At 41.6% G+C, this 17,071-nt stretch carries 17 protein-coding genes; all 17 read left to right on the forward strand.

The annotated features are described in order from the left end of the window. The first annotated feature begins 133 nt into the window (after positions 1-133). The 17 genes from O3670_RS00285 to O3670_RS00365 all read left to right on the forward strand — a co-directional run bounded on the left by O3670_RS00285 (position 134) and on the right by O3670_RS00365 (position 17,071). On the forward strand, positions 134-430 hold the full coding sequence (locus tag O3670_RS00285; RefSeq protein ID WP_073685967.1) for a lactococcin 972 family bacteriocin: 297 nt from the start codon (positions 134-136) through the stop codon (positions 428-430). Between the two features lie 129 nt (positions 431-559). Next, complete coding sequence (locus tag O3670_RS00290; protein ID WP_371482214.1) at positions 560-2,587, forward strand: DUF1430 domain-containing protein; 2,028 nt, start codon at positions 560-562, stop codon at positions 2,585-2,587. 1 nt (position 2,588) lies between these two features. Beyond that, complete coding sequence (locus O3670_RS00295; RefSeq protein ID WP_004183229.1) at positions 2,589-3,251, forward strand: ABC transporter ATP-binding protein; 663 nt, start codon at positions 2,589-2,591, stop codon at positions 3,249-3,251. A 505-nt stretch (positions 3,252-3,756) separates the two neighbouring features. Continuing rightward, on the forward strand, positions 3,757-4,038 hold the full coding sequence (locus O3670_RS00300) for a chorismate mutase (protein WP_073685976.1): 282 nt from the start codon (positions 3,757-3,759) through the stop codon (positions 4,036-4,038). A gap of 76 nt (positions 4,039-4,114) precedes the next feature. Beyond that, the gene (trpE, locus tag O3670_RS00305) at positions 4,115-5,470 is read left to right on the forward strand and encodes an anthranilate synthase component I (RefSeq protein ID WP_073685969.1); all 1,356 of its coding nucleotides are present in this window, start codon (positions 4,115-4,117) and stop codon (positions 5,468-5,470) included. Then, a complete protein-coding gene (locus O3670_RS00310) occupies positions 5,467-6,033 on the forward strand; it encodes an aminodeoxychorismate/anthranilate synthase component II (protein WP_073685970.1) in 567 nt (188 codons plus the stop codon). Before trpE ends, O3670_RS00310 begins: the two co-directional genes overlap by 4 nt. A gap of 90 nt (positions 6,034-6,123) precedes the next feature. Continuing rightward, on the forward strand, positions 6,124-7,128 hold the full coding sequence (gene trpD, locus O3670_RS00315) for an anthranilate phosphoribosyltransferase (protein ID WP_070437799.1): 1,005 nt from the start codon (positions 6,124-6,126) through the stop codon (positions 7,126-7,128). Then, positions 7,125-7,892 carry an indole-3-glycerol phosphate synthase TrpC gene (gene trpC / locus O3670_RS00320; RefSeq protein ID WP_002891600.1) on the forward strand — a complete coding sequence of 256 codons (768 nt, stop codon included), beginning with the start codon at positions 7,125-7,127 and terminating at the stop codon, positions 7,890-7,892. Before trpD ends, trpC begins: the two co-directional genes overlap by 4 nt. Further along, the gene (locus O3670_RS00325; RefSeq protein WP_073685971.1) at positions 7,879-8,460 is read left to right on the forward strand and encodes a phosphoribosylanthranilate isomerase; all 582 of its coding nucleotides are present in this window, start codon (positions 7,879-7,881) and stop codon (positions 8,458-8,460) included. Before trpC ends, O3670_RS00325 begins: the two co-directional genes overlap by 14 nt. Further along, positions 8,457-9,665: a tryptophan synthase subunit beta gene (trpB, locus tag O3670_RS00330; protein WP_002891598.1), complete on the forward strand. Its 1,209-nt coding sequence runs from the start codon at positions 8,457-8,459 to the stop codon at positions 9,663-9,665. Before O3670_RS00325 ends, trpB begins: the two co-directional genes overlap by 4 nt. A gap of 3 nt (positions 9,666-9,668) precedes the next feature. Beyond that, positions 9,669-10,451: a tryptophan synthase subunit alpha gene (trpA, locus tag O3670_RS00335; protein WP_073685972.1), complete on the forward strand. Its 783-nt coding sequence runs from the start codon at positions 9,669-9,671 to the stop codon at positions 10,449-10,451. A gap of 728 nt (positions 10,452-11,179) precedes the next feature. Then, positions 11,180-11,611 carry a CopY/TcrY family copper transport repressor gene (locus O3670_RS00340; protein ID WP_002891594.1) on the forward strand — a complete coding sequence of 144 codons (432 nt, stop codon included), beginning with the start codon at positions 11,180-11,182 and terminating at the stop codon, positions 11,609-11,611. 3 nt (positions 11,612-11,614) lie between these two features. Further along, positions 11,615-13,843, forward strand: coding sequence for a heavy metal translocating P-type ATPase (locus O3670_RS00345; RefSeq protein WP_371595662.1), 2,229 nt, complete (start codon positions 11,615-11,617; stop codon positions 13,841-13,843). An 80-nt stretch (positions 13,844-13,923) separates the two neighbouring features. After that, complete coding sequence (gene copZ / locus O3670_RS00350; protein WP_002884431.1) at positions 13,924-14,127, forward strand: copper chaperone CopZ; 204 nt, start codon at positions 13,924-13,926, stop codon at positions 14,125-14,127. Between the two features lie 138 nt (positions 14,128-14,265). Next, on the forward strand, positions 14,266-15,312 hold the full coding sequence (locus O3670_RS00355; RefSeq protein ID WP_014634913.1) for a D-alanine--D-alanine ligase: 1,047 nt from the start codon (positions 14,266-14,268) through the stop codon (positions 15,310-15,312). A gap of 441 nt (positions 15,313-15,753) precedes the next feature. Further along, a complete protein-coding gene (locus O3670_RS00360) occupies positions 15,754-16,434 on the forward strand; it encodes an amino acid ABC transporter permease (protein WP_002884251.1) in 681 nt (226 codons plus the stop codon). Next, positions 16,394-17,071: an amino acid ABC transporter permease gene (locus O3670_RS00365; protein WP_022496121.1), complete on the forward strand. Its 678-nt coding sequence runs from the start codon at positions 16,394-16,396 to the stop codon at positions 17,069-17,071. The genes O3670_RS00360 and O3670_RS00365 overlap by 41 nt, the downstream gene beginning before the upstream one ends.

Genomic DNA, 17,071 nt, shown 5'->3' on the forward strand with positions numbered 1-17,071 from the left:
AAAAACTGTATATAATAGCCTTAAAAGTAAGCGTTTACTTAATGTAACAGTTGACTTCTGAAGGTTTAGAAATGTTATGCATAGTTTATGCCATTTTATTTTCTTCATCGCAATTACTTTAAGGAGAATACTTATGAGAAAAAATATGAAATCGTTAATGGTTTTGGCTCTTGCTGTGACTCCTTTTGGGACTTTGTCAGGAGTTGCTGCAGCTACGCAGTATCCAGGTGGTGGTGTTTGGACTTACGGGGCTTCTAACGGTGGTGCTTTTTCGAATTACTATCATGGTTCGAAATATCATAGCTCAACTGTAGTTAGTCGTTGGACCTCTAAATCTAGTAAGGCCTATGTTTATGCCGGTCAGACTTCGTATGCTTTTATAAAAACGTCTTTTGGCGAGCAGGCTGCCTTTTACTATAACTATGATTAATTAAGTAACGGTGACTAGGTTGAATGTAATATGTCAACCTAGTTTTTGTTTCCTTGTAAAGGTTCCATTTTCGACCGTAAACTTTATTTCAATACAAAGACATATGATTGTTCCGTTAAGGAGGTTTGTATGAAACGTGTTTTTATATTCATCTCGACTATCCTGTTTTCTTGCTACTTAGTCACAATGATTGTTCAACAAAACCAGCAAATATCTTTTTCGAGTTATAATGCTGTAGATGTGACTGGTCAGGCTTTGACTGATCATAAGGTATCTAATCGTAAGGAAGTAACAGATGCTTTAACTAATTTAGCTAATGAGCATAATAGCTTAATTGCTAGACGGATTGTTCAACCAAATGAAAAGGGTGAAATAGATTTTCGTTATCAGTTTTACGGACACGTTTCTCCACCTTCTAATTTAAAAAGGGCTTCTCAGGAGAGTGCTGACGGCAGTGATATAGTTAGTAACTATCTAATTGTCTCAGGTGATTTAAAGGGAGCAGAACTTATCTCGACATTCAGTCAGCTTGGCTATAATGCGGTTGATTTTTCTTCTTATTCAATACTGTCTTTACTTTTAACAATATTATTGAATGAGGTTTCACTTATTAGTTTCGCATTATTTCTGTTGACCTTTGCTTCACTAGTATTGATTTACCGAATAAAGGATTTAAGGGATGCTGGAATCAAGCTTGTTTCAGGGCAAAGCATGATGAAAGTAATGTTATCATCATTTATCGTTGATGCTAGGCAGTTATTGATTGCATATTGTTTATCTATTCTTATTGGGGGAGTGGGTTTGTGGCATTTTCGGATTTTGCAATCTTTGCCTATATTACTTTATTTTACAGGAGTAACTTTATATTTTTTTGCGCTATGTTTTATTTCTCTTGGGTTAAGTTTAATATATCTACTAGGGTTAAAAGCAACTTCTTTGGTTGAAGTTATGAGAGGGCGCCTCCCCTTAAGAAGACTTCTAGGAGTGATGTTCTTAGGACAATTCGTTGCAATTGTAGTTGTTGGTATTACTGTAGGTACGTTGTTGAATAGTTATCAAGATTTTGTGCAATTAAATAGTGCTAAAGAAGAGTGGTCTATAAATAGAAATTACTACCAGCTATCTTATAGTTATAGCTCTGCCTTTACACAAGGTAAGGAAGAAGAAAAGCAGAATAAGTCTTGGTATGACTTCGCAAATCGTACTCTAAAGGATGATAAAGGGCTATTTGTAAAAACAAATTTACGTCAGTTCTTAGTATCAAATATAGCTAATGGGGTTAAAATAACAGACTATGTGCCTAATGGGAATACCATTTATGTTTCACCTAATTACTTGGAAAAGCAAAATGTTGGTGTCTCCCATGAATTTTTAGCACAAATGAAAAAACTTAAGCGTGGCGAATTTGGATTAATAATTCCAGAGAAGTTGAAGAGTAGTAGGAAAGAGTTAGAGAGTATATATTCAGAATATATGTCAGGTTTCTCAAGTCGTAGTCTAAATCCTCATAGTCATCACTTATTTAAGGTATCGGTCTCTACCGAATTCGTAAAAGATAAGAAAAAGCGTTTTTTGTACAATACAGATAGTGACATACCTATGCAATTCCTTAATGATCCTATTATTGTTGTGACTACCCCTGAAGCAATGGGAGATACACCAAGTAGTCAGTTATTTTGGGGAACAGAAGTAGGTTCGGGACTACACATGACGGGCTATAAGGATAGCATTGATTTACTTAAACAAGGTGGTGTTTATCAGTGGGTTTCTTATTTGACTAATAATCGTAATAGCTACTATAAGATTCTTTCAGAGAGTCGTAGTCGCCTTGCTTTTCTATTAATTGGTGTTTTATTAGGTTTATTGACCTCTATACTTTTATTTGACAGTATGAACCTTCTTTACTTTGAGCAATTTAGAAAAGAAATCTTTATCAAGAGGTTATCTGGTATGAGGTTTGAAGAAGTGCATTTTAACTATCTTTTTTCACAAATCTGTGTTTTAGGTGTTGCACTTGTGTTTTTGATTTTCTTGACTCATCATTTGATTATGAGTTTACTTATAGTTTCCTTGTTTATTATCAACATGTTTACCATTTTATACAAACAGACGCTTACTGAGAGTAGAACTTCAGTCAGTGTTTTGAAAGGAAAGTAATATGATTGCAATTAAGAAACTAAGCAAATATTTTGGTAAGCGAGTTATTTTTGATGATTTAAATTTATCTTTTGATAAAGGAAAGATATATGCGCTTATCGGAGAAAGTGGCTCTGGGAAAACAACTCTTTTAAATATTCTAGCAAAACTAGAGACTTATGATAGTGGTTCTGTCACTTATGATGGTACAGACTTGAAAGAGATTAAATCTCAAGTCTATTATCGTGATTATTTGGGTTATTTGTTCCAAAACTTTGGGCTTATTGAAAATGATAGTATAAGTTACAACTTGGATTTGGGGTTGGTAGGAAAAAAACTTAGAAAGAATGATATTCAGGAATGCAAAGAAAAAGTGATGAAAGATGTTCATCTGGAACATTTAAATCTTAATCAAAAAATATACGAATTATCTGGCGGAGAAGCACAGCGTGTTGCTCTGGCTAAACTTTTTTTGAAAAATCCTCCTATCATACTAGCTGATGAGCCAACAGCTTCTTTGGATCCTGATAATGCTCAAGAAATTATGGACTTAATTCGATCACTAAAAAATCCAAATCGTATCATTATTATTGCTACCCATAATCCAGGTATTTGGGAACAAGCAGATCAAGTAATTCGATTAAATAAGATTCGATATAACAACTCTAACGACGATATTAGTTAGTTTTAATATCGAGAACCTAGTTGAAGAGGTATTTTGACATATTCTCATAAGATATCCTGAGGAGATGCAAATACCATATAATGTAAGAAATAAAGTCAGTTGGGTCGTTGAAATTGTCAAAATTAACAGAAAATTCTTGACATCTTTTTAAAAAGGAGTACAATAGTTAGTAAATCAGAAAGTAACTGGTCTTAGATTTTCAGGGAGCCTGCGGTGATTGTGAGTAGGTAATCGAGATGAGCGAACATTGGGCTGATTGGATGATAATGAGAAGGTAATACATATTCTTCTCGGTTGGCACCCCTTACCGTGCAACTCCTTGTTAGAGGAGATAGAGATGATGGTCGTTTTTTTGGAGACCATTAACTGAGGTGGTACCGTGTTAAACTAGATTTAATGCCCTCACAGAGTTTTTCTCTGTGAGGTTTTTTGTTTACTTTTATCTTTAAAGGTCTATTTACCTTAAGGAAGTATTATTTCATTATTCAATGAAAGGTTGGGTATTATGGATGCATTAAGCAATATTCGAATTGATATTGATAATATTGACAGACAGTTAATTCGACTCCTGGCCCAACGTCAAATACTTGTGGAAAAGGCAGGACGGCTTAAGCCCAAGGGAGACAAGGTTGCTGTCCAGGCCAGTGATCGTGTTGCCCAAGTGATAGCTAACCGTCGTAAGGAGGCACTAGAGCTTGGCCTGTCACCAGATGTGGCTGAAAGTGTTTGGCGAAGCATGATTCAAGCCTTTATTGCTTTGGAAGAGAAAGTGAATAAAGAACAATAATGCTGCCGATACATCCTATAAAGGAGTCTTGTATCAGTCTTATTACTCTCGATAAACCAGTTTGAAAGGAAATACTATGAGAAAAATTTTACCAGCCGATACCTTAACACCAATCTTGGCTTATATGCGTGTTCAGGGGGAACACAAGGTTATCCTTGAATCCATTCCTCGTGAGAAAGAAAATGCGCGTTTTTCCATTGTTGCCTACAATCCAGTCTTTGAAGTAACCTTCAAGGATGGTGTGCTTTATGAAAATGGTAAGGCGATTGATCAGGATCCTTTCGAATACTTGGACCAAGTAACAGTCAAGGGCATAAAGTCTGACCTACCTTTCGCAGGTGGTGCTATCGGGATTGCAGGTTATGACATGATTGGTCTCTATGAAAATATCGGAGAGATTCCTGAAGATACGATTGGAACACCTGATATGCATTTCTTCATCTACGAATCTTATTTGATTTTTGACCACAAGAAGGAAAAGGTTTATGTGGTTGAGGATAATATCTACTCTGGCCGTGACAACGATGCGGTGCGTCAAGCTCTTGGGCAGGTGGTAACGGACCTCCAGACTCAGGCGCCAAACGAGTTTACACCTCAGGCCTTACAAGCCTTGCAATTTTCAAATCATATCGAAAAAGAAGTCTTCATGGACATGGTGGCTAAGGCTAAGAAACTCATTCGTGAGGGAGATATGTTCCAATGTGTGCTTAGTCAACGCTTTTCAGCGGACTTTGAGGGAGATCCTTTGGATTACTACCGTAACTTGCGCGTGACCAACCCATCAAACTACCTTTATTTCTATGATTTTGGAGATTATCAGGTGATTGGTGCTAGCCCAGAGAGCTTGGTTTCAGTGAAAAATGGAGAGGTGGTCACCAATCCGATTGCTGGAACTCGCCCTCGTGGTGCCAATGAGGCTGAAGATGTTGCCTTGGCGGATGAACTCTCACATGATGTTAAAGAAACTGCGGAACACCGTATGTTGGTTGACTTGGGACGTAATGATATTGGTAAGATTGCTAAAAATGGTACGGTCAAGGTGACTAAGTATATGGAGGTTGAGTATTTCCGCTATGTGATGCATCTTACCAGTGTGGTTAAAGGGCAACTCTTGCCTGAGTTGACAGCCCTAGATGCTCTAAAATCAACTCTACCAGCTGGAACCGTGTCAGGAGCACCTAAGATTCGTGCCATGCGTCGTATCTATGAGCTTGAGCAGGAAAAACGTGGTATTTATGCGGGAGCTATTGGTTATCTGTCTGCGACAGGAGATATGGATTTTGCCATTGCTATCCGTACTATGATTCTCAAAAATCAAAAAGCCTATGTTCAGGCAGGTGCAGGTGTTGTCTATGACAGTGTTCCTGAAAATGAATTTTACGAAACGATTAACAAGGCGAAAGCTATGACAAGAATAGGAGATGCCCAATGATTTTATTAGTTGATAACTATGATTCTTTTACCTATAATTTGGCACAATACCTAGGGACATTTACAGAGGTAAAGGTCTTGCGTAACGATGATGAGACTCTCTATGAAGAGGCCGAAAAAGCTGACGGGCTAGTCTTTTCACCGGGTCCAGGTTGGCCAGCTGATGCGGGTAAAATGGAAGCCTTGATTAAGGATTTCGCTGGTAAAAAACCGATGATGGGAATTTGCTTGGGGCACCAGGCTATTGCGGAAACTTTTGGTGGTAAACTTGGCTTGGCTAAGAATGTCATGCATGGCAAACAAAGCAATATTACTTTTGAAACGCCATCGCAAATTTTCAAGGATATTGACAATGATGTCCCAATCATGCGTTACCATTCCATCGTTGTTGACCAAATGCCAGAGGGCTTTGATGTGACAGCTATCACAACTGATGATCAAGAAATCATGGCCATTCAACATAAGGAACTACCAATTTATGGTTTGCAATATCACCCTGAGAGCATCGGTAGTCCAGATGGGCTCAAGATGGTTGAAAATTTTGTAAAAATCGTTGCAGGCTAGTCGGACAGTCTTTTGACTAGATTGGTCTACGCTCAAAACATCTCCTCGTGCATCAGAAAACATTGAACCGTTTTTAAAAGGAAAACAGATATGAAAGAAATATTCCTACAAATCTCAAACCGACAAGACTTGTCTCAAGACCAAGTCCAAGCAGTCTTTGACCGCATTCTCAAAAATGAAGTCTCAGAAAGCCAAATCGCTGCCTTCCTTATGGGGCTCAAAACTAAAGGAGAAACAGCAGATGAAATCACAGGTATTGTGCGTGCCCTCAAATCACATGCGACGGTCTTGCCTGAGACCTTCACAGATGCTATGTGTAACTGTGGAACTGGTGGGGACCAGTCTTATAGCTTTAACATTTCAACAACGGTTTGCTTTGTCTTAGCAGCAGGTGGTATTCGTATGGCCAAGGCTGGTAACCGTTCGATTTCCTCTAAATCTGGTTCGGCAGATGTCCTTGAAGCCCTTGGAATCAACGTTGCGGCATCACCAGAAACCCTATCTAAAGCACTTGATGAGGTTGGTTTGGCCTTTATCTTTGCCCAAACCATGCACCCAGCCATGCGTTTTATCGGTCCAGCTCGCCAAGCTCTTGGGATTCCAACGATTATGAACTTGGTCGGACCACTGGCTAATCCGCTTGACCTTGAGACACAACTTATGGGCCTCTACCGTGTGGAATTGCAACAGATTGTTGCTAATGCGATCCAACAGTTGGGACGTAAACGTGCGGTTATTATCACAGGTCCTGACAATATGGACGAAGCTGCTCTTTATGGCACTAACACCTACACTCTTTTGGAAGATGGCCACATCAGCCAACACACTTTCACTTATGAAGATTTGGGTATGGAAAAGGTTGAGTTGTCTGATATCACAGGTGGCGATGCCAAGGAAAATGCAGAGATTCTCCTTAGTGTCTTGAAAAATGAAGCTAGTCCTTATCTTGAAACAACAGTGCTTAATGCTGGTCTTGGCTTCTTTGCCAATGGTAAGGTTGCGACCATTAAAGAAGGCGTTGAGCTTGCTCGCCAATTGATTGCGGACGGATCAGCCCTAGAGAAACTTCACCAACTCCAAGAGGTACAAGTATGAGTAAAGCCTTTCTCCCAACAATCTTAGAACAAAAAGAAAAAGAAGTGGCCCAGTTGGTCATGGAAGACTTGCAGCCCTTGCGTCAGACCTATCGTCTTTATGAGTTTCTCAAGTCAAATCAAAACAAGCTGCAAATTATTTCTGAAGTGAAAAAAGCTAGTCCAAGTATGGGTGATATTAACCTAGATGTGGATATTGTGGCTCAGGCCAAAACCTATGAGGAAAATGGGGCAGCCATGATTTCTGTTTTGACGGACGAGGTTTTCTTCAAGGGTGATATTTCCTATTTGAAAGAAATTTCGTCAGAGGTGGCTATTCCAACCTTGGCTAAGGACTTCATTATTGATGAGAAACAGATTGTGCGTAGCCGTAATGCGGGAGCGACAGTCATTCTCTTGATTGTAGCGGCCTTGCCAGAAGCTCGTCTCAAGGAGCTCTATGATTTTGCGACTAGCCTTGGCTTGGAAGTCTTGGTTGAAACGCATAATCTGCCAGAATTGGAAGTGGCTCATCGTATTGGTGCTGAGATTATCGGTGTTAACAACCGTAATTTGGTGACTTTTGAGACAGATATCAATACCAGTCTTGAGTTATCAACGCATTTCAAGGACAAGCCTGTTTACATTTCTGAGTCAGCTATTTTCACAGGTCAGGATGCTGCCTTAGTTGCCCCATATTTTAATGGGATTTTGGTAGGAACTGCCCTTATGACGGCTGACAATGTGGCTGAAAAGGTCAAGGAGTTGCAAATTGACAAAGGTTAAAATTTGTGGACTGTCGACACCAGAAGCAGTAGCAGCTGCAGTTGAAGCAGGTGCTGACTACATTGGCTTTGTGTTCGCCAAAAGCAAGCGTCAAGTGAGTCTTGAACAAGCTCACGGGCTGGCTAAAGGGGTGACAGGCCAGACAAAAATCGTCGGTGTCTTTGTTTCACCTAGTCTTGAAGAACTGGAAGAAGCGATTAGTCAGGTTCCCTTAGATATCGTTCAGATTCATGGAACATTTGATGAGACTCTGATTCCAGAGATATCAGTACCAGTTATTCGAGCTATTCAGATTTCAGATAGTGAGTCTCAAGTTAAGAGCCAGGCGGATTATCTTCTCTTTGATGCTCCTATTGCTGGTAGTGGTCAGACCTTTGACTGGCAACTCTTGGCTGACAAGCAGATTGAGCAGGACTATTTTATCGCTGGTGGCTTGACTGTGGATAATGTGGCAGAGGCCAAGGAAACTTTCCAGCCCTATGCCTTAGATGTGTCCTCAGGTGTCGAGACAGATGGTCACAAAGATTTAGATAAGATTAAAGCATTTATAGAAAGAGTGAAAGCATGACATATCAACAACCTGATGCAAAAGGATTTTACGGAAAATTCGGTGGTCAGTTCGTTCCTGAAACGCTGATGACAGCCGTTATTGAATTGGACAAGGCTTATCGTGAAGCCAAGGAAGACCCAAGTTTCCAAGCGGAATTGGATGATCTCCTCAAAAACTATGTGGGCCGTGAGACGCCTCTTTACCACGCCAAACGTTTGACTGATCATATTGGTGGGGCACAAATTTATCTTAAACGTGAGGACCTTAACCACACAGGTGCCCACAAGATTAACAATGCCCTTGGTCAAGTTTTGCTTGCCAAACGTATGGGCAAGAAGAAAATCATCGCCGAAACTGGTGCAGGTCAACACGGTGTTGCAACAGCGACAGCCGCAGCCCTTTTCGACATGGACTGTACAATCTATATGGGTGAGGAAGATGTTAAACGTCAGGCGCTTAACGTTTTCCGTATGGAGTTGCTTGGTGCCAAGGTTTTCAGTGTTACAGATGGTTCGCGCGTGCTTAAGGACGCTGTAAATGCAGCCCTTCGTGCCTGGGTTGCAGGTATCGAGGATACTCACTACATCATGGGATCTGCCCTTGGTCCTGCACCATTCCCAGAAATTGTCCGTGACTTCCAATCTGTCATCGGTCGTGAAGCTAAACGTCAATACGCAGAGATTTCTGGCGGAAAACTGCCTGATGCTGTGATGGCTTGTATCGGTGGTGGTTCAAATGCTATCGGTATGTTCTACCCATTTGTTAATGATAAATCGGTAGCCATGTATGGTGCTGAGGCTTCTGGTTTGGGTCTTGATACTGAAAAACATGCCGCAACCTTTGCCAAAGGTCGTCCAGGTATTCTTCATGGAGCGCTTATGGATGTCCTCCAAGATGCTCATGGTCAAATCATGGAAGCCTTCTCTATCTCGGCTGGTCTGGACTACCCAGGGGTTGGTCCTGAGCACTGTTATTTCAACGAAATCGGCCGTGCGACTTACGACTCTATTACAGATGAAGAAGCTCTCGAAGGTTTCAAACTTCTGTCACGTTTAGAAGGTATTATCCCAGCTCTTGAGTCTAGCCATGCCATTGCCCTTGCGCAAAAAGTGGCAGCTAAGATGTCGCCAGACCAAAGCCTTATCGTCTGCCTCTCAGGTCGTGGGGACAAGGACGTTATGCAGGTTAAAGAACGTTTTGAAGCTGAAGCAGAAGGGAAATAAACCATGACAAAAACACTAACAAAACACCTACAAGCTATCAAAGACAGTAAACGCGGTATTTTCGTACCTTATATCATGGCGGGTGACCACGCTAAAGGCCTAGACGGACTCTTTGAGACTATCGCTCTCTTGGAAAATAGTGGTGTCTCAGCTATCGAGGTGGGTATTCCATGGTCAGACCCTGTGGCTGACGGTCCCGTCATTGAACTAGCAGGACAACGTAGTTTGGCTAAAGATGTGACTTTGACAGCTATTATCAAGAAGCTTCAAGAACAAAAAACACAGGTGCCTTTGGTTATCATGACCTACATCAACCCAGTTTATCAATATGGTATTGAAGCCTTTGTTAAGGACCTGGCAGATACATCTGTCAAGGGGCTCATTATTCCTGATTTGCCAGATGAACACGCTGACTTTATCACCCCTTATTTGAAAGACAGTGATATTGCTCTCGTGCCTCTGGTGAGCTTGACTACAGGACTTGACCGTCAGAAGCAGTTGATTGATGGTGCAGAAGGCTTTATCTATGCCGTTGCCATCAATGGTGTTACAGGTAAGACTGGTAATTACCGTGATGACCTTGACAAACACTTGGCTAACTTGACTGCCCATGCAGACATTCCAGTTCTCACAGGTTTTGGTGTGTCAACTGAAGACGATATCAAACGCTTTAACGCTGTATCAGACGGTGTTATCGTAGGATCAAAAATCGTCCGTGACCTCCACGACGGTAAGGAAAAAGAAGTCGCTGAATTTGTTACATTCGGTTCACATTTTGAAAAATAGAAGACGATGCTCTCCAGAAATGGGGAGTGTTTTTTCATCAAAATCATTTTTGGGGATGATTTGATTTTCTTATTTTCCAGTATTATACTATGAGTGAGGAGTGGCAATTACATTTATCTCTTGTTCTTATTTTCATCTCACTTATAGAAAGAAGGTAGACAAATGAAAGTATCATTAAGGGTAATACTAGGAGTCTGTTTCTTAATAGGAGCGTTACTATTTTTCTATCGTGGAGAGAATCACTATGCACTGATTTTCCTTGTGGTTGGTGCCTTGTACCTCTACAAGGGATTAAGCTGAGGGTTAAATCTCGTATTGAATGAATAAGCCTGTTTAGTGACATCTATGTCACTATTTTTTTCTTTTCGGAAAATATAGAATGATTTTATAACTAAAAAGAAAGGGAGAGAAGGCATCACTGAACATGATTGATCATATTTTGTCATTCTTTGTATCAAATAAAAAAGCTCTAGCAATAATCTTTATGATTATTTGTTTGGCTTTTATTTACCCTGGCATGTTTAAATTTTTGTATGTTGAAGGCAGGGATTTTGGCCGTAGCCTTGTTAACTCAATCTTATCTTAGTAAAGCTTAGCACCTCTTAGGAGGTGTTTGTTTTTTTAAAATAAATCTACAAATGTAGACAAAACTCTTGACATATCCCCACGGAGGCGTTAAAATAAATCTACAAACGTAAACAAACAATAACATTCAGAAAGGAACTATCATGCTGACAATTTCATCTGCGGAATGGGAAGTCATGCGAGTGCTCTGGGCTAAGGGGCAGGCGACTTCTTCAGAGATTATAGCAATTCTATCTAAGAAGCTAGACTGGTCGGCTTCGACAGTTAAGACCTTGATTGGACGTTTGGCGGACAAGGGGTACCTAACTAGTCAGCGTCAAGGACGAGGGTTTATCTATCAAGCTAGCTTGGGGGAAGATGAGGCGAATTTTCAGGCTTTAGAAGCTGTTTTTGACAAGATTTGTTTGACCAAACATAGCGATTTGTTAGGTCAACTCATGGCAAAGACGCCGATGACCCAAGCCGATGTGGATAAGTTACAGGCCTTGCTTGCAGCAAAAGAACCTGTGGATCAGGTGGTTTGTGACTGTGTGCCTGGCCAATGTGCTTGTGGGCATCATATGGAGGTGATATAGGAAATGGCAAAAGAAACCTTTGTGGTTAATGGGATGACCTGTGCATCCTGTGTAGCCAATGTTGAAAATGCTGTTAATAAGTTGGATGGTGTGGACAAGGCTGTGGTTAACCTAACCACCGAAAAAATGTCTGTGGATTACGCTGGGGATAAGGTTAGTCTAGAAGCTATTGAAAAAGCTGTGGTTGACGCTGGTTATGAGGCTGAAGTCTACAATCCAGACACAGCCAAAAGCCAGGAAGAGCGTGAAGAAGACAAGATTCACAAGGTACGTGAGCGCCTCATTTGGTCATCAGTCTTCACCATTCCTCTCTTTTATCTAGCTATGGGGCCAATGGTCGGTCTACCTGTGCCAAACTTCTTGTCTCCTCATCATGCAGCTTTGACTTATGCCTTGGTGCTACTAGTTTTGACAGTGCCCGTCATGTGGTTGGGCCGTTCTTTCTATAGTAATGGTTTTCGTACCTTGCTCAAAGGTCACCCAAACATGGATGCCTTGGTAGCCTTGGCAACGTCGGCAGCCTTTCTTTATAGTCTCTATGGTACTTACCACATTTCATTGGGGCATGCACATCACGCCCACCAACTTTATTTTGAGTCAGTGGCTGTTATCTTGACCCTGATTACTCTAGGTAAGTACTTTGAAACCCTCTCTAAGGGTCGAACTTCAGAAGCTATCAAGAAACTCATGCACTTGTCAGCCAAGGAAGCAACTGTCCTTCGTGATGGTAAGGAAGTCAAGCTTCCTGTGGATAAGGTTGTTCTTGGTGACCATATTGTGGTCAAACCTGGGGAAAAGATAGCCGTGGATGGGCGAGTGATTTCTGGTAGCTCTGCCATTGATGAGAGTATGCTTACAGGTGAGTCACTGCCTATTGAAAAATCAGCTGGTAAACCAGTATTTGCAGGTTCTATTAATGGTCAAGGTAGTCTGATTTATGAGGCGGAAAAGATTGGTAAGGACACCTTGCTTTCCCAAATCATCAAATTGGTTGAGGATGCCCAACAAACTAAGGCACCGATTGCTAAGATTGCTGATCAGGTGTCAGCGGTCTTTGTTCCCGTTGTTATGGCTATTGCTCTTGTATCTGGCCTCTTCTGGTACTTTGTCATGGGACAAACCTTTACATTCGCTATGACAGTAGCAGTTAGCGTCTTGGTTATTGCTTGTCCATGTGCTTTGGGACTTGCGACACCGACAGCCATCATGGTTGGTACAGGGCTTGGTGCAGAACACGGTATTCTCTACAAGCGTGGGGATGTGCTCGAGTTAGCTCACAAGGCTGATGTCCTCGTTTTTGACAAGACAGGAACCATTACTCAGGGTAAACCTCAGCTCGTTTCTAGCTATACTTATGGAGATAGCGGAGTAGCCTTGCAGCTTTTGGCATCCTTGGAAGCCAAGTCTGAACACCCTTTGGGTCAAGCCATCCTTGTGGCAGCAGAAAATGCTAACTTGGACTTGTTAGAGATGGACAATTTCTCAAGTTTGACTGGACGAGGACTAACTGCCAGCTATGCAGGAAAAACTTATCTAGCTGGGAATCAAACCCTTATGGCTGATGAAAAAGTCGACTTGACTTCAGCACAAGCTGATTTCCAAAGCTTGACAGCCGATGGTCAGACACCGATTTTCTTGGCTGAAGATGGCAAGTTAATCGGACTCTTCGGTGTAGCCGATCAGGTTAAAGCAGACAGTGCAGATATGGTGGCAGTTCTTCATCAAATGGGCAAGGAAGTCATCATGTTGACTGGGGATAATGACCAAACAGCTCAAGCTATTGCCCAAAAGGTTGGTATCAAACGTGTCATCAGTCAAGTGCTTCCGCAAGAAAAATCTAGAGTGATTAGTGACCTGCAAGCAGAAGGAAAATCAGTCATTATGGTTGGTGATGGTATCAATGATGCCCCAGCCCTTGCGACTGCTGATATCGGTATTGCCATGGGTTCAGGGACAGATATTGCCATGGAAAGTGCCGATATGGTCCTTATGAAACCAAATCTCATGGATGTCGTTAAGGCTCTGAAAATCAGTCAAGCAACTATCACAACGATTAAAGAGAACCTCTTCTGGGCCTTTATCTACAATATCCTGTCTGTCCCAGTGGCCATGGGTGTCCTCCACCTCTTTGGTGGTCCGCTTCTTGACCCAATGATAGCAGGACTGGCCATGAGCTTTAGCTCTGTCTCCGTCGTTCTCAATGCTCTGCGACTCAAACGCCGCAAAGTCTAAGTGTCAGTTACTTATAACTCCCGCCACTTAAGCTAAGCTGTGTATCAAAAAAAACAATTAAAGAAAAGGAAAAAAGAAAAATGACAAAAACATATAAGATTACAGGAATGAAATGCCAAGGTTGTGTCAACACCGTTACCGAAAAACTCTCTGCTGTCAAAGGCGTAGACAAGGTTCAAGTTGACCTCGAAAACAAACAAGTCACTATCGAAGGTAAACCATGGAAGTGGTCTCTCAAACGTGCCCTCAAAGGCACTAAGTTCGAACTTGGTGATGAAATTTAAGACAGGAAAAAAACAGCTATCAGGCTGTTTTTTTCTACCCATAATCTTTTTGAAAATCCCTTCCTTTTGTGATATGATTAAAGTAATTATGTTCTCAAAATTGAGACTAGAAAATCAAGAAAAGAAAACGGTATACCTATGTCTAAACAAACCCTTATCCTTCTCTACGGTGGACGTTCAGCAGAACGTGAAGTGTCTGTGCTCTCAGCTGAGAGTGTTATGCGTGCGGTGGATTACAGCGCATTTGAGGTTAAAACCTACTTTATCACTCAGTCTGGTGATTTTATCAAAACACAAGAATTTACAGAAACACCAGGTGATGACGAGAAGCTCATGACTAATGACACAGTTGTGGCTAGTCAGGCTATCAAACCAAGCGATATTTATGAAGAAGGCGCTGTGGTATTCCCAGTTCTTCATGGTCCTATGGGTGAGGATGGTTCTATCCAAGGTTTCCTCGAAACCCTCAGATTGCCATACGTGGGTACTAATGTTCTTTCTTCAAGTGTGGCTATGGACAAGATTATGACCAAGCATATTCTTGAAGTTGCTGGTGTGCCTCAGGTTGCCTACACAGTCTTCATCGAGGGTGAAGATTTGGAAGCAGCAGTAGCAGAGACGCTTGAAAAATTGACCTTCCCAGTTTTCGTAAAACCTGCTAACATGGGGTCATCTGTTGGGATTTCGAAAGCTGAAAATGAAGCAGAGCTTCGTGCAGCGATTGATTTGGCTCTCAAATATGATAGTCGTATCTTGATTGAGCAAGGTGTGGTTGCCCGTGAAATCGAGGTTGGTATCCTTGGCAATACAAATGTCAAAACGACTGATCCAGGTGAAGTGGTCAAAGACGTGGCTTTCTATGACTATCAAGCCAAGTACATTGACAATAAGATTACCATGGACATCCCAGCTCACGTGCCTGCAGAAGTCATGACACAAATGCGTGCCTATGCGGCTAAGGCCTTCCGTGCTCTCGGTGGTTGTGGTCTTGCCCGCTGTGATTTCTTCCTGACAGAGGATGGAGCCATCTACCTTAACGAGCTCAACACCATGCCAGGTTTCACTCAATGGTCAATGTACCCACTTCTTTGGGAAAATATGGGACTTTCTTACTCAGACCTTATCAAGGAATTGGTAGACTTGGGACAAGAAATGTTTGACAAACGTGAAAGCCATTTGATTTAAGAAATAGTATCTAGAACACAGACATCTTAGTCTTGGAGAAATCTCTGAGACTGAGGTGTTTTTTTCTTTACAGAAATCTAGATTTTATTTATATCTTTTCTTTATCACCTCGATAAAAAATACATATTATCCAAATAATCTAACAGGTGGTAGAATAAATCTAACGTTTCAAATGAAATAAAGCAATTCGTTCGTGTTTGATGAAGATTTGCGTATCGCGATGATTATCAGAGGCGAGTGAAGGTCAAAGGGCTAGAAGTAGATGGCAGTCAGCAAGTGTTGACGAAATTTTACACGCCCTTTGTATCTTGTAGAATTGAACATAGGCTAAATTCCTAGAACAAAAGATAGACTTCCTAGTGTGCCAGCACACCTCGTCAGTTTCCTATTTGTTTTACGGAATTTTACACGCCTTTTGTATCTTAAATGAGGAGGTAAGTTTTGGACTGGTCCATTGTTCAACAGTATTTGCCCTTTTATCAGAAGGCATTCTTTTTAACTTTACATATTGCCGTTCTGGGGATTCTTGGTTCCTTCCTTTTGGGCTTGGTGGTGAGTGTTATTCGTCATTACCGAGTGCCGATTTTGAGTCAGCTTTCGACGGCTTATATTGAGCTATCTCGTAATACGCCGCTCTTGATTCAGCTCTTCTTTCTCTACTTTGGCTTGCCTCGTATAGGTTTGGTTCTATCCTCAGAGGCTTGTGCTGTGGTAGGTTTGATTTTCTTGGGTGGTTCCTATATGGCGGAGTCCTTCCGAAGTGGTCTAGAGGCCGTTAGTCAGACCCAACATGAAGTGGGCTTGTCTATTGGTTTGACGCCATTCCAAGTCTTTCGCTATGTGGTCCTTCCTCAGGCAGTGGCTGTGGCGTTGCCGTCATTTAGTGCTAACGTTATTTTCCTTATCAAGGAAACGTCAGTATTCTCAGCGGTAGCCTTGGCGGATTTGATGTATGTGGCCAAGGATTTGATTGGTCTTTACTACGAAACCGATGTGGCTCTAGGTATGTTGGTGGTGGCTTATCTCTTGATGTTGCTGCCGATTTCTCTAGTCTTTAGTTGGATTGAAAGGAGGTTACGCTATGCAGGATTCGGGCTTTCAGGTTCTTCTTCAGGGGAATAATTTCCTACGTATCTTACAAGGTTTAGGCGTAACTATTGGAATTTCCATCGTCTCGGTTCTTCTGTCCCTTTTACTAGGAACACTTTTTGGGATTGTCATGACTTCGAAGTCTAAGATTATTCGTTTCTTGTCACGTATTTATCTGGAATTTATTCGTATCATGCCCCAGTTGGTCTTGCTCTTTATTGTTTATTTTGGTCTGGCTAGGAACTTTAACATCAATATCTCAGGCGAGCTATCGGCTATTATCGTCTTTACCCTTTGGGGAACGGCTGAGATGGGTGATTTGGTGCGTGGGTCAATCACGTCGCTACCTAGACACCAGTTTGAGAGCGGAAGGGCCCTTGGCTTGACCAATGGGCAACTCTATACCTATGTGATTATTCCACAAGTCTTGCGTCGCTTGTTGCCTCAGGCTATTAACCTGGTGACACGGATGATTAAGACGACGTCCTTGGTGGTTTTGATTGGCGTGGTTGAGGTGACCAAGGTTGGTCAGCAGATTATCGACAGTAACCGCCTGACTATTCCAACAGCTTCTTTCTGGATTTATGGCACGATTTTGATTCTTTATTTTGCCATTTGTTACCCAGTATCTAAGCTGTCTACTTATCTTGAAAATCGTTGGAGGAATTAA

The sequence above is a fragment of the Streptococcus sp. 27098_8_74 genome (genome assembly GCF_041431705.1).
Classification (GTDB): Bacteria; Bacillota; Bacilli; order Lactobacillales; family Streptococcaceae; genus Streptococcus; species Streptococcus salivarius_E.

Excerpts from the sequence above, each read along its gene's own strand:
- O3670_RS00295 (WP_004183229.1), top strand. The coding sequence starts at position 2,589 with ATGATTGCAATTAAGAAACTAAGCAAATATTTTGGTAAGCGAGTTATT.
- trpE (WP_073685969.1), top strand. The coding sequence starts at position 4,115 with ATGAGAAAAATTTTACCAGCCGATACCTTAACACCAATCTTGGCTTAT.
- O3670_RS00300 (WP_073685976.1), top strand. The coding sequence starts at position 3,757 with ATGGATGCATTAAGCAATATTCGAATTGATATTGATAATATTGACAGA.
- O3670_RS00345 (WP_371595662.1), top strand. The coding sequence starts at position 11,615 with ATGGCAAAAGAAACCTTTGTGGTTAATGGGATGACCTGTGCATCCTGT.
- trpB (WP_002891598.1), top strand. The coding sequence starts at position 8,457 with ATGACATATCAACAACCTGATGCAAAAGGATTTTACGGAAAATTCGGT.
- copZ (WP_002884431.1), top strand. The coding sequence starts at position 13,924 with ATGACAAAAACATATAAGATTACAGGAATGAAATGCCAAGGTTGTGTC.
- O3670_RS00365 (WP_022496121.1), top strand. The coding sequence starts at position 16,394 with ATGCAGGATTCGGGCTTTCAGGTTCTTCTTCAGGGGAATAATTTCCTA.
- O3670_RS00285 (WP_073685967.1), top strand. The coding sequence starts at position 134 with ATGAGAAAAAATATGAAATCGTTAATGGTTTTGGCTCTTGCTGTGACT.
- O3670_RS00290 (WP_371482214.1), top strand. The coding sequence starts at position 560 with ATGAAACGTGTTTTTATATTCATCTCGACTATCCTGTTTTCTTGCTAC.
- trpC (WP_002891600.1), top strand. The coding sequence starts at position 7,125 with ATGAGTAAAGCCTTTCTCCCAACAATCTTAGAACAAAAAGAAAAAGAA.
- trpA (WP_073685972.1), top strand. The coding sequence starts at position 9,669 with ATGACAAAAACACTAACAAAACACCTACAAGCTATCAAAGACAGTAAA.
- trpD (WP_070437799.1), top strand. The coding sequence starts at position 6,124 with ATGAAAGAAATATTCCTACAAATCTCAAACCGACAAGACTTGTCTCAA.
- O3670_RS00355 (WP_014634913.1), top strand. The coding sequence starts at position 14,266 with ATGTCTAAACAAACCCTTATCCTTCTCTACGGTGGACGTTCAGCAGAA.
- O3670_RS00340 (WP_002891594.1), top strand. The coding sequence starts at position 11,180 with ATGCTGACAATTTCATCTGCGGAATGGGAAGTCATGCGAGTGCTCTGG.
- O3670_RS00310 (WP_073685970.1), top strand. The coding sequence starts at position 5,467 with ATGATTTTATTAGTTGATAACTATGATTCTTTTACCTATAATTTGGCA.